Raw genomic sequence first — 22378 nt, forward strand, 5'->3', positions numbered from 1 at the left:
CGCGCCTCGTAGGCCAGGCTGAGCGCCTCGTCCAGGTCCTTGGCCTCGACGTCGAGGCACAGCCCGCGCCGGAGCTCTGGGGTCGCTCCCGGCGCGCGCAATGAGAGCCGTCGCCCTGCCTCGTCGATGCGGAGCTACGGTGTGTCGCCAACGGATGGCTGACTACGTCTGGCGTAGCTCGCGCTTGAGGATCTTGCCGGTCGCCGTCATCGGCAGCGAGTCGCAGAACTCGATGGTCCGCGGGTACTTGTACGCAGCCATGTTCTCCTTGCACCAGGCGATGAGCTCGTCCTCGCTCGCCGTCGCGCCTGGCGACGGGATGACGTAGGCCTTGACCTCCTCGCCGTGCGAGTCGTGGGGGACGCCGACCACCGCCACCAGCGAGACCGCCGTGTGCGTCATCAGCACCTCCTCCACCTCACGCGGGTAGACGTTGAAGCCGCCCCGGATGATCATGTCTTTCGTGCGGTCGATGATGGCGTAGTAGCCGTCCTCGTCGCGGGTGGCGATGTCGCCGGTGCGGAACCAGCCATCGCGTATGACCTCCTCGGTGGCCTCGGGCCGTCCGTAGTAGCCCTTCATGACGTTGTGCCCGCGGATGGCCACCTCGCCGGGGCCCTCGCCCTCGATGGTGTTCCAGTGGTCGTCCACCAGGCGCATCTGCACGCCCCAGACGGGGAAGCCGACGGTGCCGGGCTTGGTGGGCCGCCCGAGCTGGTTGAAGCTGGCCACCGGGGAGGTCTCCGACAGGCCGTAGCCCTCCAGGATCGGGATGCCGAAGGTGGCCTCGAAGTCCTTGAGCACCTCGACCGGGCAGGAGGCCCCGCCCGCCACCGCCAGCCGCAGCGTCGAGGGCGCCTCGGCCCCGTCGGCGTGGATCTTCGACAGCAGCGCCCAGAACATCGTCGGCACCCCGGCGAACATGGTCACCCCCTCCCTGCGCATGAGCTCCAGCGCCTCGCCTGGCTCGAAACGCGGCTGGAGCACAAGGGTGGCGCGGCGGCGCAGGCTCACGCACATGCCTGGGATCTGGCCGAAGGAGTGGAAGAGCGGCAGCACGATGAGCGAGACGTCGCCGTCGGGGTCGGCGGGGAACATCTCGTCGCTGACCATGGTGTTGATCAGGATGTTCAGGTGGGTCAGCTCGGCGCCCTTGGGCTGGCCGGTGGTGCCCGAGGTGTAGAGGACGACCGCGGTGTCGTCAGGCGCGGTCTGCACCGTCTCGAACTCCCCGGACATGCCGTCCAGCGCCGCCCAGAGCGACTCGCCGTGCTGCGACTCGGTGGCCAGCGGCGTGGCGGGCAGGACGAAGAAGTGCTCGCAGCCCTCGACGGCGTCGAAGGCCTCCCGCCCGCGCGCGCCCATGGGCAGCTCGGGGGAGCCCTCGAAGCAGAAGAGCGCCTTGGCGTCGCTGTCGTCCAGGTGGTAGGTGATCTCGCGCGGCTGCAGCAGCACGTTGAGCGGGACCACGGTCGCCCCGGCCTTGAGGATGCCGAAGTAGACGAAGGGGAAGTACGGCAGGTTCGGGCAGAGCAGCGCGACCTTGTCACCCTTGCCGATCCCCCGGGCCACCAGCAGGTTGGCCACCTGGTTCGCGACGGAGTTCACCATGGAGTACGGCAGGCGCAGGTCGCCGAAGACCAGCGCGGTGCGGTCTGGAACATGGTGGGCGCTGTCTTCAAGAATGATCGACAGGTTGAGCATCGCGACCCTTTCCTCAGGATGTGGGAGGGCCACTCAGCTCGCGTCGAACCCCTCGTCGCGAAAGCGCATGGACCGCTGCCACGCCCGGCGTGCGCAGGGCTACGCCCCTGCCTCGTCCGGGACCGGAACGTCTTACGTCCCTAGGATGCGCCGAGGATCTGGGCAGGGCTTGTACGAACGTGTCGACTCCCCCTGCGGGTACTCAGGTCAGGTCCACCAGCCTTCGACGACCTCGACGCCCTCCTTCTCAAGGGCGTCGTGCCACACCGGATCACGCAGCAGCCGCGCCTCCCAGACCCGCACGATGCCGTCCGGTCCCATGACCGCGTCCTCGCGGGAGGGATGCAGGAACAGCTCGCTCGTGCCCTCGGGCAGGGCCGCGAGCCGGCGGAGGTAATCGTCCCGCAGTTGCTGGTAGGTGCCGAGTTCGTGTGCCGTGCGCCTATTGGTGGCGATCGTCTGCGGAATGGACACGCCGAGAGCGTCAGCGAGGGCGACTGCCTTGGCGTGCTCCGCCGCGAGCTGCGGCGGCAGTGGCCCACCGACGTACGGCTCCGCGTCGCGAGGCAGCCGGAAGGCCAGACCGTGGCGCGCACACCATTCCAGCGCCTGAGCGAGCCAGGATCGGCCGTGCAGGCCGTACAGGGTGCCGGCATGAGAGTCCGCCGCCGCGGGCGCGAAGCCGCGGCCGCGCATCCAGCGCAGTTGGGCGTCCGCCTCCCCGATGACCTCCCTGGCCTCGCCTCGGGCTCCGAGAACGAACGGATCGTCGCTGAGAGTCCCGTCAGGGTCGACGAGGCTGGCCGCGCCGTCGAGAGGTCGCCAGCGCGGGAGTCCGTGCTCGCTCGTGAGGGTCACGTGCAGCCGGGGCACCACGCCGAGCTCCCGGACGTGGTTGGCGGCCTGCTCGGCGAGCGGAGAGACAGGGATGAGGGTCGTCGCGCTGACCTGTCCTTCGGCGAGCAGGGCGGCGATGACCTCTGTGGTGCCGGGCTCGCGGCCGAGATCGTCGGCCGTGATCACGACGCGCCGGGTCACGGGGTGCGCTCCACGTCCGGCTCGTTCGCGGGACCGGCTGGCGGCGGCTCGACCGGCCCAGCCGCCTCGGGCGGCGGCTCGACCGGGACCGAGACGAGTCGCGCCGCGACCGCGCCGATCGCCGTCAGTACGAACGGGTACACGCACAGGTAGACACGGAACGCGAGCCCGGGGTCGGCACCGGGGTCATGGCCCGAGTTGTAGCCGAAGAAGACTCCCAGCGAGGTGAGGGCGAATCCCGTCACGATCCCGTTGAGCCGGGCGAAGAACCCGAATGCCGACAGGAAGAGCCCTTCACGATGCGCTCCGTTGCGCGCGGCGTCGGCGTCCAGCACACGTGCCACGATGAGGTCGTTCGTCGCGAGCATCCCCGACCATCCGGCGCCTACGAGCACCCCTGCGGCGATCGCCGTCACGAGGTCGGTGGCGAAGAACAAGGCCGCGAAGCTGACCGCCAGGATCGCGAAGGCCAGCCGCCAGGTCCACAGGGCGCCGCGGCGGGCGACGACGCGCGTCCACACCGCGAGGCCGCAGGCCGAGATGAGGATGACGATGCCCTGCAGGTAGAGCGCGTTGGCGACAGGGAGCCCGAGTGAGTAGCGCACGTACAGCTGGATGCCGGAGAGGACGAGCGCCATGGCCACCCCGTAGCAGGCGCCGGTGAGCCCGACCGTCCAGAACATCGGGTTGCGGACGATCGACCACAGGCTGGGCAGCAGGCGCGGCCGCTCGTGCGTGGCGTAGCGCGGATTCTCGCGTGCGCCGAGCGCCATGAACGCGATCACGACGAGCGCGATCACGCCGTAGATGATCGCAGTGGTCTGGAAGCCCTGGGTGGTTTCCTCGGTGCCGAACACCTGCGTCGTGAGCAGCGGGGTGACCGCCAGCGAGATCACGAGTGCCACGAGCTGGAAGCCCTGGCGCAGGCTGTTGGCGACGGCTCGGTCGCGCTCGTGCGGATAGAGCTCGGGGAGCAGCGCGCCGTAGTTCGCGTTGAGCATCGAGTCGAAGGCCTCGCACAGGATCGCGAAGATCGCGAACCAGAGCACGAGGCCGATGCCATCCAGCGAGGTCGGCGCGGAGAAGAACGCGACCATGCACGCCGCGAGCATCGGCGCACCCACGAGCAGCCACGGCCGGCGCCTGCCGTACCGGCTTCTGGTGCGGTCGGAGAGGTGGCCGAGCACCGGGTTGTCGACGGCGTCGATGATCGCGTAGATCACCATGACCACGCCGTAGGCGCGCACGTCGAGCCCGAGAATGTCGACGTAGAACAGGATCATCGATCCCTTGATCATGTTGATCGGGATCGACGTGCCGAACATCCCGATGGCGTAACGCCATGCGGGAGTCCGTGCCGGGGCGGAAGTCGTAGCGGACCGGGACACACGACCACCCCTTTGCCGATGCCGACGCTGTGCGCGGCGTTACCTTCGCACTCACAGGAGAACAGCAGGTGAAGCGGAATCGTGCCGCGCCGGACGTCTATCACCGGGCACGTCGTGTCCCAGTGTTGTCCCAACGAATACCGCGGAGCAAGGCAGTCGAGGGTCAAGGTCGTTCGTCCAGTGGGGCGCTTCGCCTTGGCCTGGCGCCCTCGGCCCGCTTGCCCTTCGGGCGGGTCGACGGCGGACGGGGGTGACCGGACAGGGTGGCGGCCCGTTATCAGCGACCCTGGCACGCCAGGTGACCCAGGTGGCGGGCGTGCCGACGGTTTGGGACCGCGTCCGTACGGTGTCAGTGGTCTGGCGTCTCGTGCCGATCGATGTGATCGCGGAACCAGTCGAGCGTGAAGCGGTATGAGGCGATGCCGTAGTCGAGCGTCGCGCGCTGATGGGTGACGAGGTCGCGGTGCTCCTCAGGAACGTCCAGGGTGTCGAGGTGCTCGTCGAGGGCCGAGAGCACGGCGAGGTCGGTCTCGACGCGCGCCGTGATGCGGCGGAGCACCGGTAGGCGCTCGGCCGGCTCCAACAGGCCGAGGAAGTAGAGCCTGGACAGCGCCGCGGTCTCCAGGTCGGGCCCGGTCAGGTCCCCCGTCATCCACGCGCGGAACTCCTGACGACCGGCGTCGGTCAGGCGGTACACCTTCCGCCCCCGGCCTCCGGCCTCGACGCTGGCCACCTCGATGAACCCCCGCGCGAGCAGGCTGTCCAGCGCGCGTTTGATGCTGCCGGAGCTGGCGCTGTAGAAGAGCGCGACGCCGGCCTCGAATCCTTTGATGAGGTCGTAGAAGGTCTGCGGGGCGATCAGGAGCAGACCGAGGATCACATGAGCCATTGGTCAAGTCTAGATTGTTGACTCTCATAGACATGTCTAGTAGATAGATCATCAGAACCCGGAGGGAACGGAGACAAGGAACATTCACGTGACATCGCCGCTCGCCACGACCCCTGCTCATGACAATCGCGTTCCCGACGACGTCGACGCGCGGCTGACGGGCCTGCTGGAGAGCCTCGTCGCGCAACGCGGCGTGCACCACGCCAACCTCGCCGTCACAAGCGGCGACGGGAAACAGCGCTGGTCCGCCGCCTCAGGCCCCGCCGGTGCCGACGATCATCCGCTGCGTCCCGACACCCCGTTCTTCATCGCGAGCGTCACCAAGCGTTTCATCATCACGCTGGTACTGCAGGCGCACGAGCGCGGCGAGCTCGAGCTGGCCGCGCCGATCAACAGCTATCTGCGGGCAGAGATGATCACTGGACTCCATGTCTTCAGGGGGATCGACAGGACGTCCGCGATCACGGTGCGCCACCTCGCGAGCCACACGTCCGGATTGCCGGACTACTTCGAGAAGCGTCGTGAAGGCCCCAGCCTGTATGAGCGCCTCGCCGCCGGTCAGGATCTGGCCTGGACCTTCGAGGACGCGATGCGGATCACGCGCGAGCAGCAGCGCCCGCACTTCGAGCCGCAGGACCTCACGGCCGCCCGCCAGAAGGCCCGCTACTCCGACACCGGCTTCCAACTGCTCATCCGCATCGTGGAGACGGTGACCGGTCGCTCGTTCGCCGAGCTGCTGACCGAGCGGATCATCGGGCCGCTCGGCCTGACGCACACCTGGCTCCCAGGACATCGCCCGCCGGATCCGGCGACCGCAGCGCCCTCACCGCTCTACGCGAGACAGCGCCGCGTGGAGCTGACCTCGATGATCGAGTCTTGCAACGACCTGTTCAGCACCACCGGCGATCTCCTCACCTTTCAGCGAGCGCTGCTCGACGGCCAACTCTTCAGTGACGCCCGCTCACTGGAGCTGCTCACCGAACGGCGCAACCGGCTGCGCAACATCCCCATCCTCCGGTACGGCCTGGGCACCATGTTCTACAAGGTCGGCCGGCTCATGTCACTGGGGCGCCGCCCTGTCACACTCGTCGGCCACTCGGGAGCCACAGGGACGTGGCTCTTCCACTGTCCGGAGCTCGACCTGCACCTGGTCGGCACCGTCGACCAGACCAAGGGACAGGCCATCCCCTTCCGGTTCATGGCGCGCTGCCTGGGCGTCTGGCGAACGTCAGGGGTCGCCCGTCACCGGGCCACGGCCAGGCGGTAGTTCTCGTCGGTGGTGAGGAGGTTCCGATGGGTGTCGTCCGCGGTGATGACGCCGCCGTCCAGGACGAGGACACGGTCGGCCACGTCCAGGAGGGCCGGGCTGCTGGTGATCACGATGGTGGTGCGGTTCCGGCGTAGCTTCGCGATGTTGCGCGCGATGAGCTGTTCGGTGACCGCGTCGACGGCTGTCGTCGGGTCACGCAGGACCAGGATGTCGGCGTCGGCGGCGAGGGCGCGGGCCAGGGACAGCCGTTGGCGCTGCCCGCCGGAAAGGTTCGCGCCGCGGTCTCGGACACCGTGATCGAGCCCTTCGCGGTGGAGGGCGACGACGTCGGTCAGCATGGACGCCTCGACGGCCTCGGGGATCATACGGCCGGCGCCCGCCGGGTCGATGTTCGTGCGGAGGGTGCCTGCGAAGATCTCCCCGTCGTACGGGTTCACCAGCAGGTGCTCGCGGACCGCCTCGATCGACAGCTCCTCCGTCTCTCGCCCGCCGACCCGCACCACGCCCTCGTACGCGTCGGGCGGGACGTTCATGGTCAGGATCGACGTGAGGTCGGCCGCCGCGCGCGGCTGGTAGGCGGCGATCGCCACGAACTCGCCGGCCGACACGTGGAACTTCAGCTCGCGCAGGGACCCGTATCGGACGCTGTCGACCTCGAGGTCTCCGCCTGCGGACAGGCGCTCTGTCCCCGGGGTCATCACCGGAGGCGCGGCCAGCACCAGCGCCATCCGCTCGGCCGACGCCCGCGCGATCATCACGTACTTCGGCATCTCCGAGAACAGCCTGAGCGGTTCCATGATGAACTGAGCCAGCCCCACGGCCATGACGAGCTCCCCGATGGTGATCTGGCTGTCGAACGCCAGCCAGCCCGCCGTCAGGGTCACAGCGGTGGCGAGGAGCGCGTTGAGGGCCAGCGCGGCGCCGGCGTACGCGCCGTTCACCCTGGCGACGGTGATCGCCTGGCTTTTCGCCTCCGTGCTGACCTTCCGGTAGGAGAGGAACGCCGCGTGGTTGCCGCCGAAGCCGTGCAACGGGCGCAGGCCGACGATCAGGTCGGCGACCTTCGCGCCCGCCCGCGCCACCCGGGCCTGGTGCTCGCGGGTGCTGGTGCCGATGCGTTTGGACATCACGCTCAGGATCGACAGGATCGCGATGGTCCCCACGATCACCAGCAGGCCGAGCTGGACGCTGGCCATGCCCAGCGCGACCGCCGCGATCAGCACCGCCACCAGTGAGCTGATCAGCAGCGGCACCACCTCGATGATGTCGGCGGTCTGGTCGGCGTCCTCGGTGGCGATGGTCAGGACCTCGCCGGACTTGAGGTCGACGTCCCTGGCCACCGGTTGGAGTCCGCAGGCCGCGACCTGCACACGCCAGCGGTGTGCCTCGGTCGTGTTGGCCTTCTGCAGGATGCGCATCCCGAACCGCCACGACAGTGACACGGTCGTGATGATCACGGCCAGCGCGGCGATCGACAGGGCGAGCGAGCCGAGGCTTCGGTCCCGCAGCGTGTGTTCGACGATCAGGCCGAGCGCGATGGGGAAGGCGGTCTCGCCGGCCTGGTACATGCCCATGAGGACGGTGCCCCAGGCCATGGCGCCCGCGTTGCGCCGCAGGGCTGTCCGGAGCACGTCGGCCCCCGCGCGAGACCTCTGTTTGTCAGGAGTGGTCATCGAGGTGTCGGGCAATCGCTTCCGGGGTTCGCAGGGTGAGCTGATGACGAACGGTGATCACGTTGCTGACTGCCTTCCTGCCACGCCCGCCACAGTCGCTCGTACCGGCCGCCCGATGCCACGAGTTCCTCGTGGGTTCCTTGCTCCACGACGCGTCCCGCCTCCAGCACGGCGATGCGGTCCGCCGCCATCGCCTGGGTCAGCCGGTGCGCCACGAACAGCGTGGTGCGGCCCAGACAGGCGGCCGACACGGCCCGCTCCAACTCGGCGGCGCCCTGGCTGCCCGCCTCCGCGGTCGACTCGTCCAGCACCACGACGGGCGATCGGCCCAGTACCAGCCGAGCCAGGGCGAGCTGGGCGGCCTTGGTGCCGTCCAGGCGCTCGCCGCCCTCACCGACCACGGTGCCCAGCCCGTCGGGCAGCGCCGCGATCCACGTACCGGCGCCGACCCTGCGCAACGCGTCCATCAGCTCGGTGTCGGTAGCCTTCGGCGCGGCCAGCCGCAGGTCGTCGGCGAGCGGACCGGAGAACACGTGCGTCTCCTGCGTCAGGATGCTCACCAGGGCCCGCGCCCCCCGCCTCGTCCAGGTCCGCGAGATCGGTCGATCCGATGCGCACCGACCCGGCCTGCGGGGTCCCGATGCCCGCGATCAGCGCCGCCAGGGTCGTCTTGCCCGCGCCCGTCGCCCCCACCAGCGCGAGGGAGCCACCCGCCGGGATCACCAGGTTGACGTCCCGCAGGACCGGCCGCTCGGAATCGGGATAGCCGAACGTCAGCCCCTCCACCGTCACCGGGTACGGCTCGACGTCCGCCGGCGCGACGGCCACACGACCCACCAGCCTTTCCTCCGTGGCCTCGCCAAGCACCCCGACCAGCCGGGTCAGACTCGCGCCCGACTTCTGCGCCTCGTCGAAGGTGAACATGATGGAGCCCAGTGGGTTGAACAGCCGGTGGAACAGCAGCGGGGCCGCCGACGCCTCACCCAAGGTGACGGCATCGGCCTCCAGCAGGACGTAGCCCACCACGATGATCAGGACCAGCCCGATGAACTCGGCGCGGTTCTCCCTGCCGACGAACCGGCCGAAGAACCGGAACACCTCGACGCCGAGATCGCGCACCCGCCACGACTCACTGGCGACCTTCTCGCGGAAGGCGTCCTCAAGGCGGTACGCCCGGACCGTGTCGATCCCGTTCAGACCACTGATCAACGCCTGCGCACGGTCGGCCTGGGCTTCCCGCTGCTTCTGGTAGAGCGGGGCAGACCGTGGGAGATACCAGCGCAGGGCCAGCGCGTACGCGGGCAGCGCGCCGGCGCCCGCCAGGCCGAGTCGCCAGTCCAGTCCGAACATGCCGCCCGTGGCGATGACGACCAGCACTCCGGCCGAGAACACCGTGGGGACGGCCGTGCGGATCCCCCTGGACAGCACGGCCACGTCGTCGCCGACCCTGGACAGCACGTCCCCCCGGCCGACCTGCTCGATCCGCGCGCTCGGCATTCCCAGCACCGCCCGGACGGCGCCCTCCCGCAGCCGCGCGAGCAGGTCCGCGCCCAGCCGTCCGATCAGGTACGTCGACGCCGCGGTGGCCGCCGCGCCGAGAAGCGCGGCGGCCACCATCAGCGCGCCGATCGTGATCAGTATCGACTGCGGTTCGCCTTCGATCACCCCGTCGACCACCCGGCCGAGCAGGAGCACCGGCAGGACCTGAAACGCCGCCCCTGCCACCGTGGTGAGCGCGGTGGCCGTCGTCAGCCATGGCACTTCGCGGGCGTGCGCCGCGACCCAGCGGGTGGCCTCGCGTCCGGTCGCCGTACGCAGGGTGGCCGGGGCGACAGGGGTGTCGGTGGTGCTCACACCCGGATCAGGGCGGGACGGGGGCGGAGCACGTTCATCGACATCGTCAGCCGACCGACTTGACGAGTTCGTCGATCGCGTACGGCAGGGACAGCAGGGTGCCCTGCGACAGGGCCGCGCCGATCGCCGGGCCCTCGCTGTCCAGAAGGTACGACACCTTCCCGTCCTTGACCGCGGGCAGGTTGTCGAACAGCGCGAACTTCTTCAGCGCGTCCTGGTCGGCCTGGTCGTTGATGACGAAGATGCGGTCGACGTCGATCAGGTCGATGCGCTCGGGAGAAAGCACGGTGTAGAACTTGCCGTCCGCGATCTTGTCGATCTCCGTCGCGCCCTTGAAGCCGATGCCCGTCAGGAGGCGTCCGCGCACGTCGGTGGTGGTGAACGGCGCGACCGCGTCCTTGTACCAGGACAGCGCGACGGCGGTCTGACTCGCGAACTCCGGGTGCGCCTTACGGGCGGCGTCGAGCTTGTCCTGGATGCCCTGCACCAGCTTGGCGCCTTCGTCCGCCTTGCCGAGCGCCTTGGCGATGTGCACCGCGTTGTCCTGCCACGGCGCGCTGAACGGCTCCTTCTCGCCCTTGGTGCGGCCCACCGTCGGGGCGATCTTGGAGAGCCGGTCGTAGGCGGCCTGGTCGATCTCGGAGTAGACCGCGATGATCAGGTCGGGCCGCAGGGCGGCGATCTTCTCGTAGTTCGGGCCGGTGTCCCCGTTGCTCATGATGACCTCGGGACGGGCGTCGCCCCACTTGTCCTTCACCCAGGGCCACTGGGTGTTGATGTCAGGAGTCTTGCCCGGCGGGTTCGGGTACTGGTCGACCATGCCGACGGGCTTGATGCCGAAGGCCAGGATGGCCTGGTCGTCGGTGTAGCCGACGGAGACGACCCGCTGGGGGGCCTTGGTGATCTGCGTGGACCCGAACGCGTGCTCCACAGTGACGGGGAACGCGCCACCCGCGGCGGCCGCGGTGTCGCCGCTCGGCCTGTCCGCCGCGCCGGAACCGCATCCCGCGATGAGGCCGGCACTGAGGGTCGCGGCGGACAATACCGCTGCGAACCGCCGCAAGGACTTCTTGACTGTTGTTCGCTGGAGGAGCATCCGGAATCCCTTGCTTTCGTGCGATCCACTGCGACCCTGACTAGCAGCAGGAGAACCGTAGCACGGGAGATTAGGCAAGCCTAAGCTCACTTGATCTGACGTGGGGTGCGGCCGGCCCATGACCTGGGAGCCCTACCGCCCTTTGAGGTTCGCCCTCACCAGCAGGTAGACGAGGAAGGGGCCGCCGATCGCGGCAGTGACCACGCCGACCGGGAGAGTGACCGGCAGCGCCGTCCGCGCCACCAGGTCGGCACCGATCAACAGCAGCGCGCCCGTCAGCCCCGAGGCCACCAGCGGCGGCGTCGGGTACCGCGACAAACGCAGCGCCACCTGCGGCGCCACCAGCGCGACGAACGGGACAGGGCCCGCCGCGCTCACCGCCACGCCGGCCAGCAGTACCGCGCACAACAGCAGGACCGCCCGCACCATCGAGTACCGGACGCCCAGGCCGGCCGCGACCTCGTCACCGAAGTGCAGCGGCCTGAGGTGGAACGCGACACACGACACGACGGCCACGAGGGCGAGCGCGCCCCACAGCGCCACCCAGACCTCGCTCCACGATCGGTTGTCCAGCGAGCCGACCAGCCACGCCTGAGCCCGGGCCACGTCCCGGATGTCAGCCGTGACCAGCAGCCAGATGGTGATCGCCTCCGTCACTGCGCTCACCGAGATGCCGATGAGGATGAGCCGGAGGCCATCGATCCCGCGCCGCCACGCCAGGAAATACACCAGCAGGCCCGTGCCGAGACCGCCCGCGAGTGCGGCCACGGACAGGCCCACGGAGTCGACGATCGCCGCGGCGGCCCCACCGGACACCGTCACGAGGAACACCGCGACCGCGCTCGCGCCACCGGTGATCCCCAGAATGTCCGGACTGGCCAGCGGGTTGCGCGCGATGGACTGCGTGATCGCCCCGGACATCCCCAGCGCGACCCCCACGATGAGCCCGGCCAGGGCGCGCGGCATCCGCAGATCCATGATCACGAACTCGTCGACCCGCTCCCCCTGGCCGAGGAGCGTGGCGATCACCTGGGACAGGCCGATGGGGAAGTCCCCGACGCCGATGGACAGGCAGAACACCAGAGAGGTCGCCGCCATCAGCAGCAGCGTGACGAACACCATCCAGGGCCGCCATACGAACGACGCGGAGCCGAGCCGCACGCCCGGCGTCACCGACCGCTTCACCGCTGTCTCGTTCATACCGTCTTGAACTTTCCGCGCCACACCAGCGCCGCGAAGAACGGGGCGCCGACGAGGGCGACGACGACGCCTGCCTGCAACTCGCCCGGTCGTGCCACCACGCGCCCCACAATGTCACAGACCAGCAGGACGAGGGCTCCGAGCAGACCCGCGCACGGCACCAGCCAGCGGTAGTCAGGCCCGGTGACATACCGGGCCACATGGGCCACCATGAGCCCGAGAAACGCGATGGGGCCGCATGCCGCCGTCGTCGCGCCGGCCAGCAGGGTGATCGCGACGATGCCGACGGCTCGGCTCAGCGTGAGGTTCACCCCCAGCCCTCGCGCCACATCGTCACCCAGGTTGAGCAGATTGATGGTGGGCAGGGTGGTCAACGCCAAAGCCAACCCCAGCACCGTGAACGCGAGCACCGGCCAGATGACGTCGAATCCGACACCGGACACGGAGCCCGCCTTCCAGAACCGCAGCGCGTTCAGCGACGCCTGGTCCGACAGCGAAACCGCCGTGGTCATCGCTGCCAGGAACACCGCGACCCCCTGCCCGGCCAGCGCGAGCGTCAACGGGCTGCCCGCCCCCCTGCCGATGCTCGCCAGCCCGAACACGACGACACCGGCGACCGCCGCTCCCAGGAAGGCGAACCAGACGTACTGGTACGGACTGGAGAATCCGAACAGGACGATCACCGACACCACGGCGAACGAGGCGCCGGTGTTCACCCCAAGCAACCCCGTGTCTGCGATCGGGTTACGCGTGTACCCCTGGATCAACGCACCGCTGACCCCCAGGGCGACGCCCGCCACGACCGCGAGCACGGTCCGGGGCACCCGTACGGTCTGGACGATGAGCGTGATCTCGGTGAGCCGCTGGTCGGAGCCCTGCGCCGTGAACAACCCGTGCCACACCTCCGCGGGACTCAACGCGCGCGCACCGACAGCCAGCGACACCGCCCCCGCGACCAGGAGAACAACCGCGAGCGCGCCCAGGCCCGCGACCCGCCGCCGGCGGGCCGCTGTGGCGGCCTCGGACGAGGGACGTATCCCCACAGTCGTACTCATCGACGCACGCTATTCCTTCGATCCACCAGGGGCGTACGGCCAGAGGGGTCGCGACCTCAGCGCCGGCCGCCCAGCTTCGGACATGCCATCCGAGAAGAACCCACCCACCATCGCCTCGCGCGTCGCGACCGTCCGCTGTCGGCTGGGCCGCTTCCCGTGGGGGTGGTCTCGGGAGAGCGGGCTTGTGTCCGCCGATCCCGCGCCTTCTCGATCTATCAACTTAGGTGAGACTAACCTTATATTGGGGCGAAGCAGGCCTGCGCATTCTTTCGGTGGACCCGGCGCCGACGAGGCCTGGGCGGCGGCGGAGAGACGGGCAAGACGACCCTGGGTGGTTACCGGCCGAGGTGGAAGCCGAGTGGCCGACCGAGATCCAGGGGCAGATCTCGCCGGCTATGAGGACATCGCGGAAATCAGCTTGCGGTCCATGCCGGGTCGGGCCGAATGGAGATGACGGGGTTCGGCTTCGACGAGCACGTGATGTGTCCCCTGACTTTCGACAGGGGTATGAGTTGACTATCGAGGGATGATCCGTCCCGGCCACCCGCACCAGGCTCGCTCCCATGAACATGTACTTTCCCGGACGGTGGATCGGCGGCGTGACGCTCGTCCTGGGGCCGGTCGTCCTGTGCGCCGGATACCTGCTGCGTTACCTGAGCTCGGTCACCGCGCTCACTTCTCAACAGCAGGCGTGGGCGGAGGCGCAGCCGTTCGCCGCCGCCGGCCAGCTCCTCGCCTACACCTCGGACCCCGCCCTGCTCACCCTCTCCTACGCGGTCTTCGCGCTGGGGGCGGTGCTGCTCTTCCCCGCCTTCATCGCCCTGGCCCAGCGGGTGGGGGGCAGCCTCGCGTTCTGGGGCGCCACGCTGCTGGTCGCCGGGCTCTTCGCCCGCCTGTACTTCGCCGGTGCCGACCAGACCGCCTTCCAGCTCACCGAGGTCCTCGGGCTGGAGCAGGCGACGGACGCCATCATGAAGGAGTACGTCGACATCTCCTACGGGCCCTGGCGGGTACCGGTCTGGGCCTCGGTCGGCCAGTACGCGGGCTCGCTCCTGCTGGCCATCGCCGCCTGGCGCTCCGGCGTGCTCGGCATCGCCCGTGCCTTGATGCTGCTGCTGGCGGGCGGCACCTGGATGGGCGTGCTGAAGGCCGCCTCGATCCCCGATGTCCTGGTCACCGTCCTGCTCTGCGTGGCCTTGGTCCCGCTGGGCACGCAGATGCTGCGTGAGCGGCCACCGGCCTCGACCGCCCGGTCGAAGATGCTGAGCTAGTTTTCGCCTCGGCACTCGGGGAGGGGCAGCGCATCTCCCCTCCCCGAACGCTTCCCCTCGGCTCGACGACACTGACAACACCCTCACGGCCACCGCGAGTAGCGAAGCGGGAGCAACAGCGCAGGTGGAATCTCGTCAGGAGGGGGGCTTGAAGGACAGCAGGTCGCCGGGCTGGCAGCCGAGAACCTCGCAGATCTTGCTCAGCGTGGAGAATCGGATCGCCTTGGCGCGGTTGTTCTTGAGGATCGACAGGTTCACGTTGGTGATCCCCACCTTGTCGGCCAGCTCGACCAGCGTCATGCCACGCTCCTCGAGCAGCCGGTCCAGGTGCACCTCGATGGCGTGCTCGGGGTTCTCGACAGGGGACATCAGACGGTTCCCGCGAGTTCCTCACGCATGTGCGCGCCGACGCGGACGACCTTCGACATCACCACGAGCCCGAGCCCGGCGATCAGGAACGCCCACGGGAAGACCCAGCCAGACAATGCCATCTCCCACACATCACTGACGGGGCCGGCCACCATCGACACGGCCAGGCCGGTCTCGACGATGGTGGTGAAGAGCGAGCTCGCGAGCGTACCCGCGACAAGGAACACGCCGAGGAACCACAGCCTGCGGACGACCATCTCGTCGAAACCGCCCTCCCGCCGTGCGCCCCTGATCAGCCGGTCGAGCAGGAAGAGCGCGGCGAGCAGGACCAGCGGGGTGGCGAAACGCGAGGTCTGGTACAGCAGCTGGGTGCCGAGGCCGGAGTCGTCCTTGCAGAGCTGAGGCATGGGGTGGAGGAACTCGGCCCCCTCCTTCACGGGGTAGAGGGCGCCGTCTGCGGCGCTACTCGCTTCCACGGCCTTCCGGCGTTGGGGATTCTCGATGAAGTTGTTCTTCACATCGCCGAAATGCGGCGAGGGCGCACACACCAGGCTTCGGGCGCCGAGGGAACCATAGGCGTTCTCTCCGCCGGTCAGGGCCGCACGCCCGACCTCGTAGATCATCACTGCCGCGAACAGCACCAGGAGGACGCGTACGGTGACCGCCGTCCATCTCAGAGGGGTTGATCTGTCGAGAGGCATCGCGAGGCTCCTTATCGTTCATCGATACTATCGATTATCGATCGTATCGATAATCGATAAAGAGTCAAGGGACGCCTCGGGCTGGGCTCTGCCGTCCCGGCACAGGCCACGAACTCACCCCGAGCGGCGCGCTGGGGTCCCGAAGCGAAGACCGCCGAGTGGGTCGAGGACGCGGGAATGAGCGGCTGGCGACCGTAACCCTGTACACCCTCGACGAGAGTCCCGGGCAGAGCGCCGCGCGACTTCTCCCTGTCTGCGACGCGGCCGAGAGGGAGAAGATCACCGGACAGGTGCCCTGGTGAAGCGACCGACTCCGCGATGCCGGATCCGTCAAGTCTTGTGTTGCGACGCAAACCCGTCGATCGTCCAGAGCAAACGGGAGGAACTTCATGGTTCGCAGCAAGCTGGCGCAATGCACCGTCGTGGCTCTGGCCGCGACCACCCTCACCGCATCACCCGCCGACGCGGTCACCGGCTACACCCCCGAAGGGGTGTGCGGCAGCGGTTTCGGCCGGGTCAAGGACGGCACGAGGGCCGTGGTGGACGACCACGGCACCGTCTTCGGCCACGTCTACCTGCTCTACAACGCGCGAACAGGAGAGAACTGCACCGTCACCATCAAGACGAAGTACGTCGGGGAGTCCACCTGGACCGGCGTCAACCTGATCCGGCGCGGCCGCGACAAACCGCAGGACGCCGGTTACTACCGGTACTACGCCGGGCCGGTGAAGGCGTACGGCAAGGGCATATGCGTCGGCTACCAGGGCCTGGTCTCCGGGATGAGACCTGGAGGAAAGTTCACCAGCAGCACCCCGGTGGGAGTCGGAGAGCGTACGGCCTGGGGCAACTGCGGCTGAGCCCGCTGCCTCACCTCGGCCAGGGGCCGGCTCAGCTCCGATTGGCTTCCTGCGCCACCCGCTCGAGCCGGCCCCGATACTCCTGCCACCACGCCTGGTCGCCCGGAGCCAGGCTGTCGTTGTCCGCCCGCAGCCCTGCGGTCCCGTCGATGAGTTCCCTGACGATATCGGCGTGCCCCGCGTGCCGGCTGGTCTCCGCGATCACCAGGACGAGGGTCCGGTGCAGCGTCACCCGACGCCGCTCCTCCGGCCACCACGGCACCTGCCCGATCGCGTCCAACGCCAGCGCGTCGATCGTCGCGTCCGAGTGCGCCCAGGCCCGGCGGTACAGCCCGACGATCTCTTCGCGCCGCTCGTCGGCGGTCGCCCACATGTCCGCGTTGGGCTCGGCGTCGTCCGCCATCCACGGCAACGGCTCGGCGGACGGCCGTCCGAAGGTGTCGCCGAAGTACCCCAGCTCCACGCCCGCCACATGTTTGATCAGCCCCAGCAGGTTGGTTCCTGTGGGTGTCAGTGGACGGCGGGCGTCGTACTCCGAGAGCCCGTCGAGCTTGCCCAACAGGGCTTCACGGGCGACCTGCAGGTAGTGGTGAAGATCCGCCTTCGGTTCCCATCCAGTCATGCGGACATCCTTCCTCACCAGGTCGAGGAGCCAGCCGGAGCGGCGAAGCTCCCAGCCAGGACGCCGTGGGAGCACGGCGCTCAGGCGGCGTATCCCAGCGCCAGGGAGACGGCCACCGGCACCAGGTAGAGCAGTGGGAAGGGGACGTGTGAGTACGAGCGCGCCCGAAGCACGGTGACGACGGCTCCGGTGAAGTACAGCACCAGGCCGATCGCGGCCAGGACGCCGATGACCGGCACGAACAGGCCGACCAGCATGCCCACCGCCCCCGCGGCCTTGGCCACGCCGAGCCACGGCCACCACGAGCTGGGGACGCCGTACTCGGTCAGGGGCTCCACGACCCACTTGGCGCGGACGAAGATGGAGAAGGCCGAGAAGCCCACCCATGCGGCGGCCAGAACGGTGACGACCAGGTAAACAGTGGACATGAGAGATGCTCCTCATCAGGTGGGCGCGGGTGTGAGCCCTTCACTGCCTTGACCCCGCAGGGCTCGGAAGTGTGACAGGCCAGGCGGACCACCTGACCTGCCCTCGATCCAGAGAGGAGCTAGGAGGGCGTTCCCGCCGGCGTCCGCGGTAGCGGTGACGCGTCGAAGGTGCCCTCTCTGCGTACGGTGTGCCAGCGCAGCCGCACCCCGAGCACCGCGGTGGCCACCGACTGGATCACGACGAGGTACATGAGCTGGCGGTAGACGAACTGCTGCAGGGGCAGGACCCAGAGGGCCGAGGCGCGCTCGCCGTCCAGCCGCAGCGCGTACCAGCCGGTCAGCGCCTGCACGATGACGAACCCGCCCCATACCGCCACGACCGGCAGCGGATCGCCCACGGCGGCGCTGTAGACGGCCATGAGATCGACGACGGGCGCGAGCAGCGGCAACACGACCTGGAACAGGGTGAGATACCCGAGACACCGGCGGCCGAAGGAGGCGCGTTCCAGTACGGCTCTCCTGTGCTTCCACATCGCCTGCAGGGTGCCGTAGCACCAGCGGTAGCGCTGCTTCCACAGCTGGCCGAGCGAGGTCGGCGCCTCGGTCCACGCCAGCGCCTTCTCCTCGTAGACCACCCGCCATCCGGCCCGGCACAGCGCCATCGTCAGGTCGGTGTCCTCGGCCAGCGTGTCGGTGCTGACGCCGCCGAGCTCGATCAGCGCCGAGCGTCTGAAGGCCCCGATCGCGCCCGGCACGGTGGCCATGCAGTCCAGCAGTTCGAAGGCGCGCCGGTCGAGGTTGAAGCCGATCACGTACTCGATGTGCTGCCAGCGTCCGATCATGCCGCGCCGGTTGCCGACCTTGGTGTTGCCGCTCACCGCGCCGACGGCGGGGTCGGCGAGCTGGCGGATCAGCTGCCCGATCGTGGCGGGTTCGAAGACGGTGTCACCGTCCACCATGACCAGCAGTTCGTGCCCGGCGTGGGTGATGCCGGTGTTGAGCGCGGACGGTTTGCCGCCGTTGTGCTGCCTGATCACCCTGACGTTGTCGAAGGCGAGCGCCGCGGCGAGCGCCGCGGTGTCATCGGTGGATCCGTCGTCGACGACAAGTACTTCGAGCGCGCCCTCGTAGGTGGTGTTCACCAGCGACCTGATCGTCGCCTGGATGCCCGCCGCCTCGTTGTAGGCGGGCACGATGACGGTCACCGAGGGTGGCGCGGGCCAGGCGGGGGCGCGGCCCCTGCGCCTTCTTCCACCTCGGTTACGGCGGGCGTGCACCCAGGCCAGCACCGCGAAGAAGGCGAGCCTGGCCAGGGTGAGCACCCCGGCGGCGAACAGCACCCACGACAGCGATTCGGTGAACGCCTTCGAGCCCCTTTGAGCGACGTTGAGCACGGCGCCCGCGAACCGCTCCACCGGCTCAGCCTGCCGGTGCGCCGAGGGCATCCCGAGCGCCTGCGTCACGGTGACCCCGCGATACCCCTTCGCGGTGAGAGCGCCCAGCACCCGATCGACGGCCTCCACGGTCTGGCGCCTGTCGCCACCGGCATCGTGCATCATGACGATCGCGCCGCGTCCTCTGGCGGGAAGAGCGGCCTTGACGATCTGCGCCGAGCCGGGCCTGGCCCAGTCCTTGGTGTCCAGGTCGGTGAGCACGAGGAGATATCCCCTGTCCGCGACGGCCTTCAGGCTCTCCCATTGTGGGCCCGTGACCGCGGCGGGAGTCGAGGAGTACGGCGGGCGGGCCAGGGTCGTGTGCAGGCCTGTGGCCCCCGCGAGTGCCTGCTGCGTCAGCGACAGCTCCAGCCCGAGCCGCCAGCCGGGGACCTCGCTCAGATCGGCATGGGCGTAGGTGTGATTACCGATCTCGTGGCCCTCGGCCACGATCCGCCTGGCCAGCTCGGGGTGTTGAGCGATCTTGGAGCCGACGGTGAAGAAGGTCGCCTTGGCGCCGTGCCTCTTCAGCGCGTCGAGCACCTGAGGGGTCCAGGCGGGGTCGGGGCCGTCGTCGAAGGTCAGAGCGAGGGTCTTGGCGGGCAGGCGGACGCTGGCGACCTGGCTCCCCGTGAGGTTCAGCATGGGACCGCCCCGCCGTACCCGCTCGAGTTCGGGGGAGGGAGGGCCGGCGGCGGGCGGGGCCGCGTGTGTCTCGCCGACCACGTTGGTCACGTAGCCGTTGAGCACCAGGGCGCCGGAGGCCAGCAGGAGCCCGACGGCCAGCAGAAACCAGTGGCCCCTGGGATCGGTGGCCTTCCTGACAGGCTGAGGCGACAGGCCGGGCGGCTCGCTCGGGCTCTTGCGCCGGCCCTCCTCGGACTGCGCGGCGCCGACGTCCTGCCGGGGAAGGAGGGGAGCCGGTGGCCAGACCTGCCTGTCCTGAGGGCTCGGGGCCCTCACTCCTTCGGGCCCTTCGTCTTGCCCTGGGCGTGTCCCGGTGGGGTCTTGTCCAGGCCGGGCGGCTGGTCGGGGGTGGGGTCGGGTGTCGGTTCCGTGCTCGGTCGCGGATCGCCGCTGGGCGTCGCGCTTGGTTCGGCGCTGGGAGAGGGCTCCCGTGGGTCCACCACCGTGTCGGGCACGGGCTGCTGTGACGGCGTGGCGCGACGGGTCACGCGGGACCTGACCGTGGGGATGGCCCTGGTTCGCGTGGGTGTCGCCGTGGGTGTGGGCCGTCTGGACATGCTCGCCCGAGGTGTCGCCGCCGGCTCGGAAGCTCCGGGCGAGGCCGCGCTCGCGGGACTTTCTCCGTCGTTTCCAGGCCAGCCGCTCACAGAGAGCGTCGTGCTGGAGAACAGCCCCCCGATCACGATGGCGAACATGGCCAGCGCCAGCACGCCGGAGGCGATGGAGCTGACGATGACCAACCGTCGACGTCGACCGCTGTGGTCGACGAAGACCGCCTTCTGGATCGGCGCAGGGCCGTGCTGCTCGGGGGACACGGCGAGTGATCGTAGTGATGGTTGATAACTAGTCGGGAAATTTCGCCTTTCATTGCGAACCACATCGGCTGCTGACGCGCCGCGCATGCCGTACATCGAAGGTGCCCTGGAGTGACCTGGCCCGTTTCCTGCCCGGCTTCCACCCCTGCGCCGGATCCGTGCGGCCGTCCCTTATGACATGGATCACACCGTCCGTAAATCCAATTATGTCCGGAAGTTGCCTGTGATATTTCTGTGACCGGACACGATCTTGTGGACATTCAGAACGGGGGTTCTGTTCATGATCGAACCGACAAGGCATCTGGAGCGGTAGACCGTTACGGCCATCCGCCCGGTGGGGGACATCGGGCCGCTGCGCCGACCTCTGCCGTCAACCCCATCCGTACATGGGGACACCTCTGACATTGCATGTCCGATTTATCCAAAAAGGACGCACATTGAGCATTTCTATGGCCACGCCCCTTCGCCGAGCTGCGCTTGGACTCGGAGCGGCCACCCTTCTCGTCGGCGCCACGACCCTCGACGCCGTGGCAACCGTCGACCCGGTGCAGGAGGCCCTCTCCCAGGCCGCCTCCTCGGGCGCCGCGGTCCAGGTCGCCAGCCTGACCGATGAGAACAGCACGACCGTCGCCAACCCCGACGGCAGCTTCACCACCTCCATCACCTCCGGACCCTCGAACGTCCAGCGCGACGGCGCGTGGGTGCCCATCGACACCGGCCTCGTCGCCGAGGGCGGGGTGCTGAAGCCCAAGGCCTCCCGCGCGAAGGTGGAGGTCTCCGCAGGGGGCAACGACACCCTGGCCAAGCTGACCGACGACCAGGGCAGGGTGTTCTCGCTGCAGTGGCCGACGGCGCTGCCCGCCCCCGTCGTCAAGGACAACGTCGCGACGTTCACCAACGCCGCGGGGCCCGGCGCCGACCTGGTCGTCACCGTGATCCCGACCGGCTTCCGCCACGACGTCGTCCTGCGCGAGCGTCCCACGGAGCCGCTGGAGCTGCGCATCCCCGTGCGGACGCAGGGCCTGACGCTGTCCGAGACGGCCGACGGCAAGCTGGAGCTGGCCGGCGAGAACGGCCAGCAGGTCGCCTCCGCGGCGCAGCCCGTCATGTGGGACTCCCGCGGTCACGGCAAGCCCCGCGGTGACTCGATCAAGAAGATCGACACCCAGGTCGAGACGCAGAACGGCACCTCGGTGCTCGTGCTCAAGCCGGACACCGCGTACCTGTCGGACCCCAAGACCGTCTACCCGGTCACCGTGGACCCGACGATCACTCTGCCGATCGTCACCGACACCGACGTCGCGACCTCCTGGGCCTCCCACCCCGGCGACCCGATGATCATCGCGGGTACCATGCCGTGGGAGAACGGCCAGGGCGGCGACATCATGCGCAGCCTGCTGAAGTTCAACACCGACAACCTCAAGGGCAAGCGCGTCGTCTGGGCCACGCTCAAGGCGTGGAACCTGGAGACCAACAAGTGCGGTCTCATTGTGGGCTCCGGGCTCACCGCCGAGCGCATCACCAGCGCCTGGGACGAGACCAACCTCAACTGGGACAACAAGCCCTCCACCACCAGCAGGGGCGCGTTCACCACCTACGAGGGCCGCGGCCGTACCTGGACCGAGGGATGCGCCCGTGGCGCCGGCTACCTCCAGTGGCCGGTCACCACGATCGCCAGGGACTGGGCCGCCGGCGCCGCCAACCACGGCATCCAGCTGCGCAGCGCCGACGAGAAGGAGACCACCAACTGGCGCGCCTTCGCCGCGTCGGAGAACAAGGACGCCTCGGTCAAGCCCCCGACCCTGAGCGTCACCTACTGGCGCTAGTCCGCGCCACCCCCTGACCGGGTCATCCACAAGATCTCCAGCCGGGCCTGAAGCGCCTGGACAGGCGGCCCCACCCGTGACACGCGGTGGGGCCGCCTTCCGCGTAGGTGAGCCGTACGAAGGCGGCGGCCTTCGGCGGTCAGGTGCGTGCGGTCGCATGGGATGGGGTCGTCCCGACGAGGGCGGCCTCAAGGTCCGCCAC

General features: G+C 69.1%; 20 protein-coding genes. 4 read left to right on the forward strand and 16 right to left on the reverse strand.

Going from position 1 to position 22378, the window contains the following annotated elements:
• Positions 1-162: 162 nt before the first annotated feature.
• The 4 genes from ABFX55_RS32840 to ABFX55_RS32855 form a co-directional block, all read right to left on the reverse strand.
• Positions 163-1704, reverse strand: a complete 1542-nt coding sequence (locus ABFX55_RS32840; protein WP_346126532.1) for a long-chain-fatty-acid--CoA ligase — start codon at positions 1702-1704, stop codon at positions 163-165.
• 207 nt (positions 1705-1911) lie between these two features.
• A complete protein-coding gene (locus tag ABFX55_RS32845) occupies positions 1912-2742 on the reverse strand; it encodes a carbohydrate deacetylase (RefSeq protein ID WP_346126533.1) in 831 nt (276 codons plus the stop codon).
• Positions 2739-4067, reverse strand: a complete 1329-nt coding sequence (locus ABFX55_RS32850) for an MFS transporter (protein WP_346126534.1) — start codon at positions 4065-4067, stop codon at positions 2739-2741. The genes ABFX55_RS32845 and ABFX55_RS32850 overlap by 4 nt, the downstream gene beginning before the upstream one ends.
• Before the next feature lie 412 nt (positions 4068-4479).
• Positions 4480-5019 carry a PadR family transcriptional regulator gene (locus ABFX55_RS32855; protein ID WP_346126535.1) on the reverse strand — a complete coding sequence of 180 codons (540 nt, stop codon included), beginning with the start codon at positions 5017-5019 and terminating at the stop codon, positions 4480-4482.
• Positions 5020-5107: 88 nt separating this feature from the next.
• Between ABFX55_RS32855 and ABFX55_RS32860 the strand changes: the two genes are divergently transcribed.
• A complete protein-coding gene (locus tag ABFX55_RS32860) occupies positions 5108-6286 on the forward strand; it encodes a serine hydrolase domain-containing protein (protein WP_346126536.1) in 1179 nt (392 codons plus the stop codon).
• Here the strand turns inward: ABFX55_RS32860 and ABFX55_RS32865 are convergent.
• The 6 genes from ABFX55_RS32865 to ABFX55_RS32890 form a co-directional block, all read right to left on the reverse strand.
• Positions 6262-7920, reverse strand: coding sequence for an ABC transporter transmembrane domain-containing protein (locus ABFX55_RS32865; RefSeq protein ID WP_346126537.1), 1659 nt, complete (start codon positions 7918-7920; stop codon positions 6262-6264). The genes ABFX55_RS32860 and ABFX55_RS32865 overlap by 25 nt on opposite strands.
• Before the next feature lie 38 nt (positions 7921-7958).
• Positions 7959-8429, reverse strand: a complete 471-nt coding sequence (locus ABFX55_RS32870) for an ABC transporter ATP-binding protein (protein WP_346126538.1) — start codon at positions 8427-8429, stop codon at positions 7959-7961.
• The gene (locus ABFX55_RS32875) at positions 8353-9816 is read right to left on the reverse strand and encodes an ABC transporter transmembrane domain-containing protein (RefSeq protein ID WP_346126539.1); all 1464 of its coding nucleotides are present in this window, start codon (positions 9814-9816) and stop codon (positions 8353-8355) included. Before ABFX55_RS32875 ends, ABFX55_RS32870 begins: the two co-directional genes overlap by 77 nt.
• A gap of 46 nt (positions 9817-9862) precedes the next feature.
• Positions 9863-10858 carry an iron-siderophore ABC transporter substrate-binding protein gene (locus tag ABFX55_RS32880; RefSeq protein WP_346126540.1) on the reverse strand — a complete coding sequence of 332 codons (996 nt, stop codon included), beginning with the start codon at positions 10856-10858 and terminating at the stop codon, positions 9863-9865.
• Positions 10859-11044: 186 nt separating this feature from the next.
• The gene (locus tag ABFX55_RS32885; RefSeq protein WP_346126541.1) at positions 11045-12112 is read right to left on the reverse strand and encodes a FecCD family ABC transporter permease; all 1068 of its coding nucleotides are present in this window, start codon (positions 12110-12112) and stop codon (positions 11045-11047) included.
• Positions 12109-13167 (reverse strand): FecCD family ABC transporter permease, encoded by a 1059-nt coding sequence (locus ABFX55_RS32890; RefSeq protein WP_346126542.1) that lies wholly within the window; start codon positions 13165-13167, stop codon positions 12109-12111. The genes ABFX55_RS32885 and ABFX55_RS32890 overlap by 4 nt, the downstream gene beginning before the upstream one ends.
• A gap of 563 nt (positions 13168-13730) precedes the next feature.
• On the opposite strand from ABFX55_RS32890, the gene ABFX55_RS32895 reads away from it, so the two are divergent.
• A complete protein-coding gene (locus tag ABFX55_RS32895) occupies positions 13731-14438 on the forward strand; it encodes a hypothetical protein (RefSeq protein WP_346126543.1) in 708 nt (235 codons plus the stop codon).
• Positions 14439-14573: 135 nt separating this feature from the next.
• Here the strand turns inward: ABFX55_RS32895 and ABFX55_RS32900 are convergent, their stop codons facing one another.
• Together ABFX55_RS32900 and ABFX55_RS32905 are read right to left on the reverse strand one after the other, a co-directional pair.
• The gene (locus ABFX55_RS32900) at positions 14574-14807 is read right to left on the reverse strand and encodes a helix-turn-helix domain-containing protein (protein ID WP_346126544.1); all 234 of its coding nucleotides are present in this window, start codon (positions 14805-14807) and stop codon (positions 14574-14576) included.
• The gene (locus ABFX55_RS32905; RefSeq protein ID WP_346126545.1) at positions 14807-15508 is read right to left on the reverse strand and encodes a DUF2975 domain-containing protein; all 702 of its coding nucleotides are present in this window, start codon (positions 15506-15508) and stop codon (positions 14807-14809) included. The genes ABFX55_RS32900 and ABFX55_RS32905 overlap by 1 nt, the downstream gene beginning before the upstream one ends.
• A 389-nt stretch (positions 15509-15897) precedes the next feature.
• On the opposite strand from ABFX55_RS32905, the gene ABFX55_RS32910 reads away from it, so the two are divergent.
• Complete coding sequence (locus ABFX55_RS32910; protein ID WP_346126546.1) at positions 15898-16365, forward strand: hypothetical protein; 468 nt, start codon at positions 15898-15900, stop codon at positions 16363-16365.
• Between the two features lie 31 nt (positions 16366-16396).
• Here the strand turns inward: ABFX55_RS32910 and ABFX55_RS32915 are convergent, their stop codons facing one another.
• From ABFX55_RS32915 to ABFX55_RS32930, 4 genes are all read right to left on the reverse strand, one after another.
• Positions 16397-16987 carry a DinB family protein gene (locus ABFX55_RS32915; RefSeq protein ID WP_346126547.1) on the reverse strand — a complete coding sequence of 197 codons (591 nt, stop codon included), beginning with the start codon at positions 16985-16987 and terminating at the stop codon, positions 16397-16399.
• An 80-nt stretch (positions 16988-17067) separates the two neighbouring features.
• Positions 17068-17415 carry a DoxX family protein gene (locus tag ABFX55_RS32920; RefSeq protein WP_346126548.1) on the reverse strand — a complete coding sequence of 116 codons (348 nt, stop codon included), beginning with the start codon at positions 17413-17415 and terminating at the stop codon, positions 17068-17070.
• 119 nt (positions 17416-17534) lie between these two features.
• Positions 17535-19811: a bifunctional polysaccharide deacetylase/glycosyltransferase family 2 protein gene (locus ABFX55_RS32925; protein WP_346126549.1), complete on the reverse strand. Its 2277-nt coding sequence runs from the start codon at positions 19809-19811 to the stop codon at positions 17535-17537.
• Positions 19808-20350: a hypothetical protein gene (locus tag ABFX55_RS32930; RefSeq protein WP_346126550.1), complete on the reverse strand. Its 543-nt coding sequence runs from the start codon at positions 20348-20350 to the stop codon at positions 19808-19810. Before ABFX55_RS32930 ends, ABFX55_RS32925 begins: the two co-directional genes overlap by 4 nt.
• Before the next feature lie 527 nt (positions 20351-20877).
• Between ABFX55_RS32930 and ABFX55_RS32935 the strand changes: the two genes are divergently transcribed.
• Positions 20878-22176, forward strand: a complete 1299-nt coding sequence (locus ABFX55_RS32935; RefSeq protein ID WP_346126551.1) for a DNRLRE domain-containing protein — start codon at positions 20878-20880, stop codon at positions 22174-22176.
• The last annotated feature ends 202 nt before the right edge of the window (positions 22177-22378 follow it).

The organism is Nonomuraea roseola (assembly GCF_039535395.1).
Taxonomy (GTDB): Bacteria; Actinomycetota; Actinomycetes; order Streptosporangiales; family Streptosporangiaceae; genus Nonomuraea; species Nonomuraea roseola.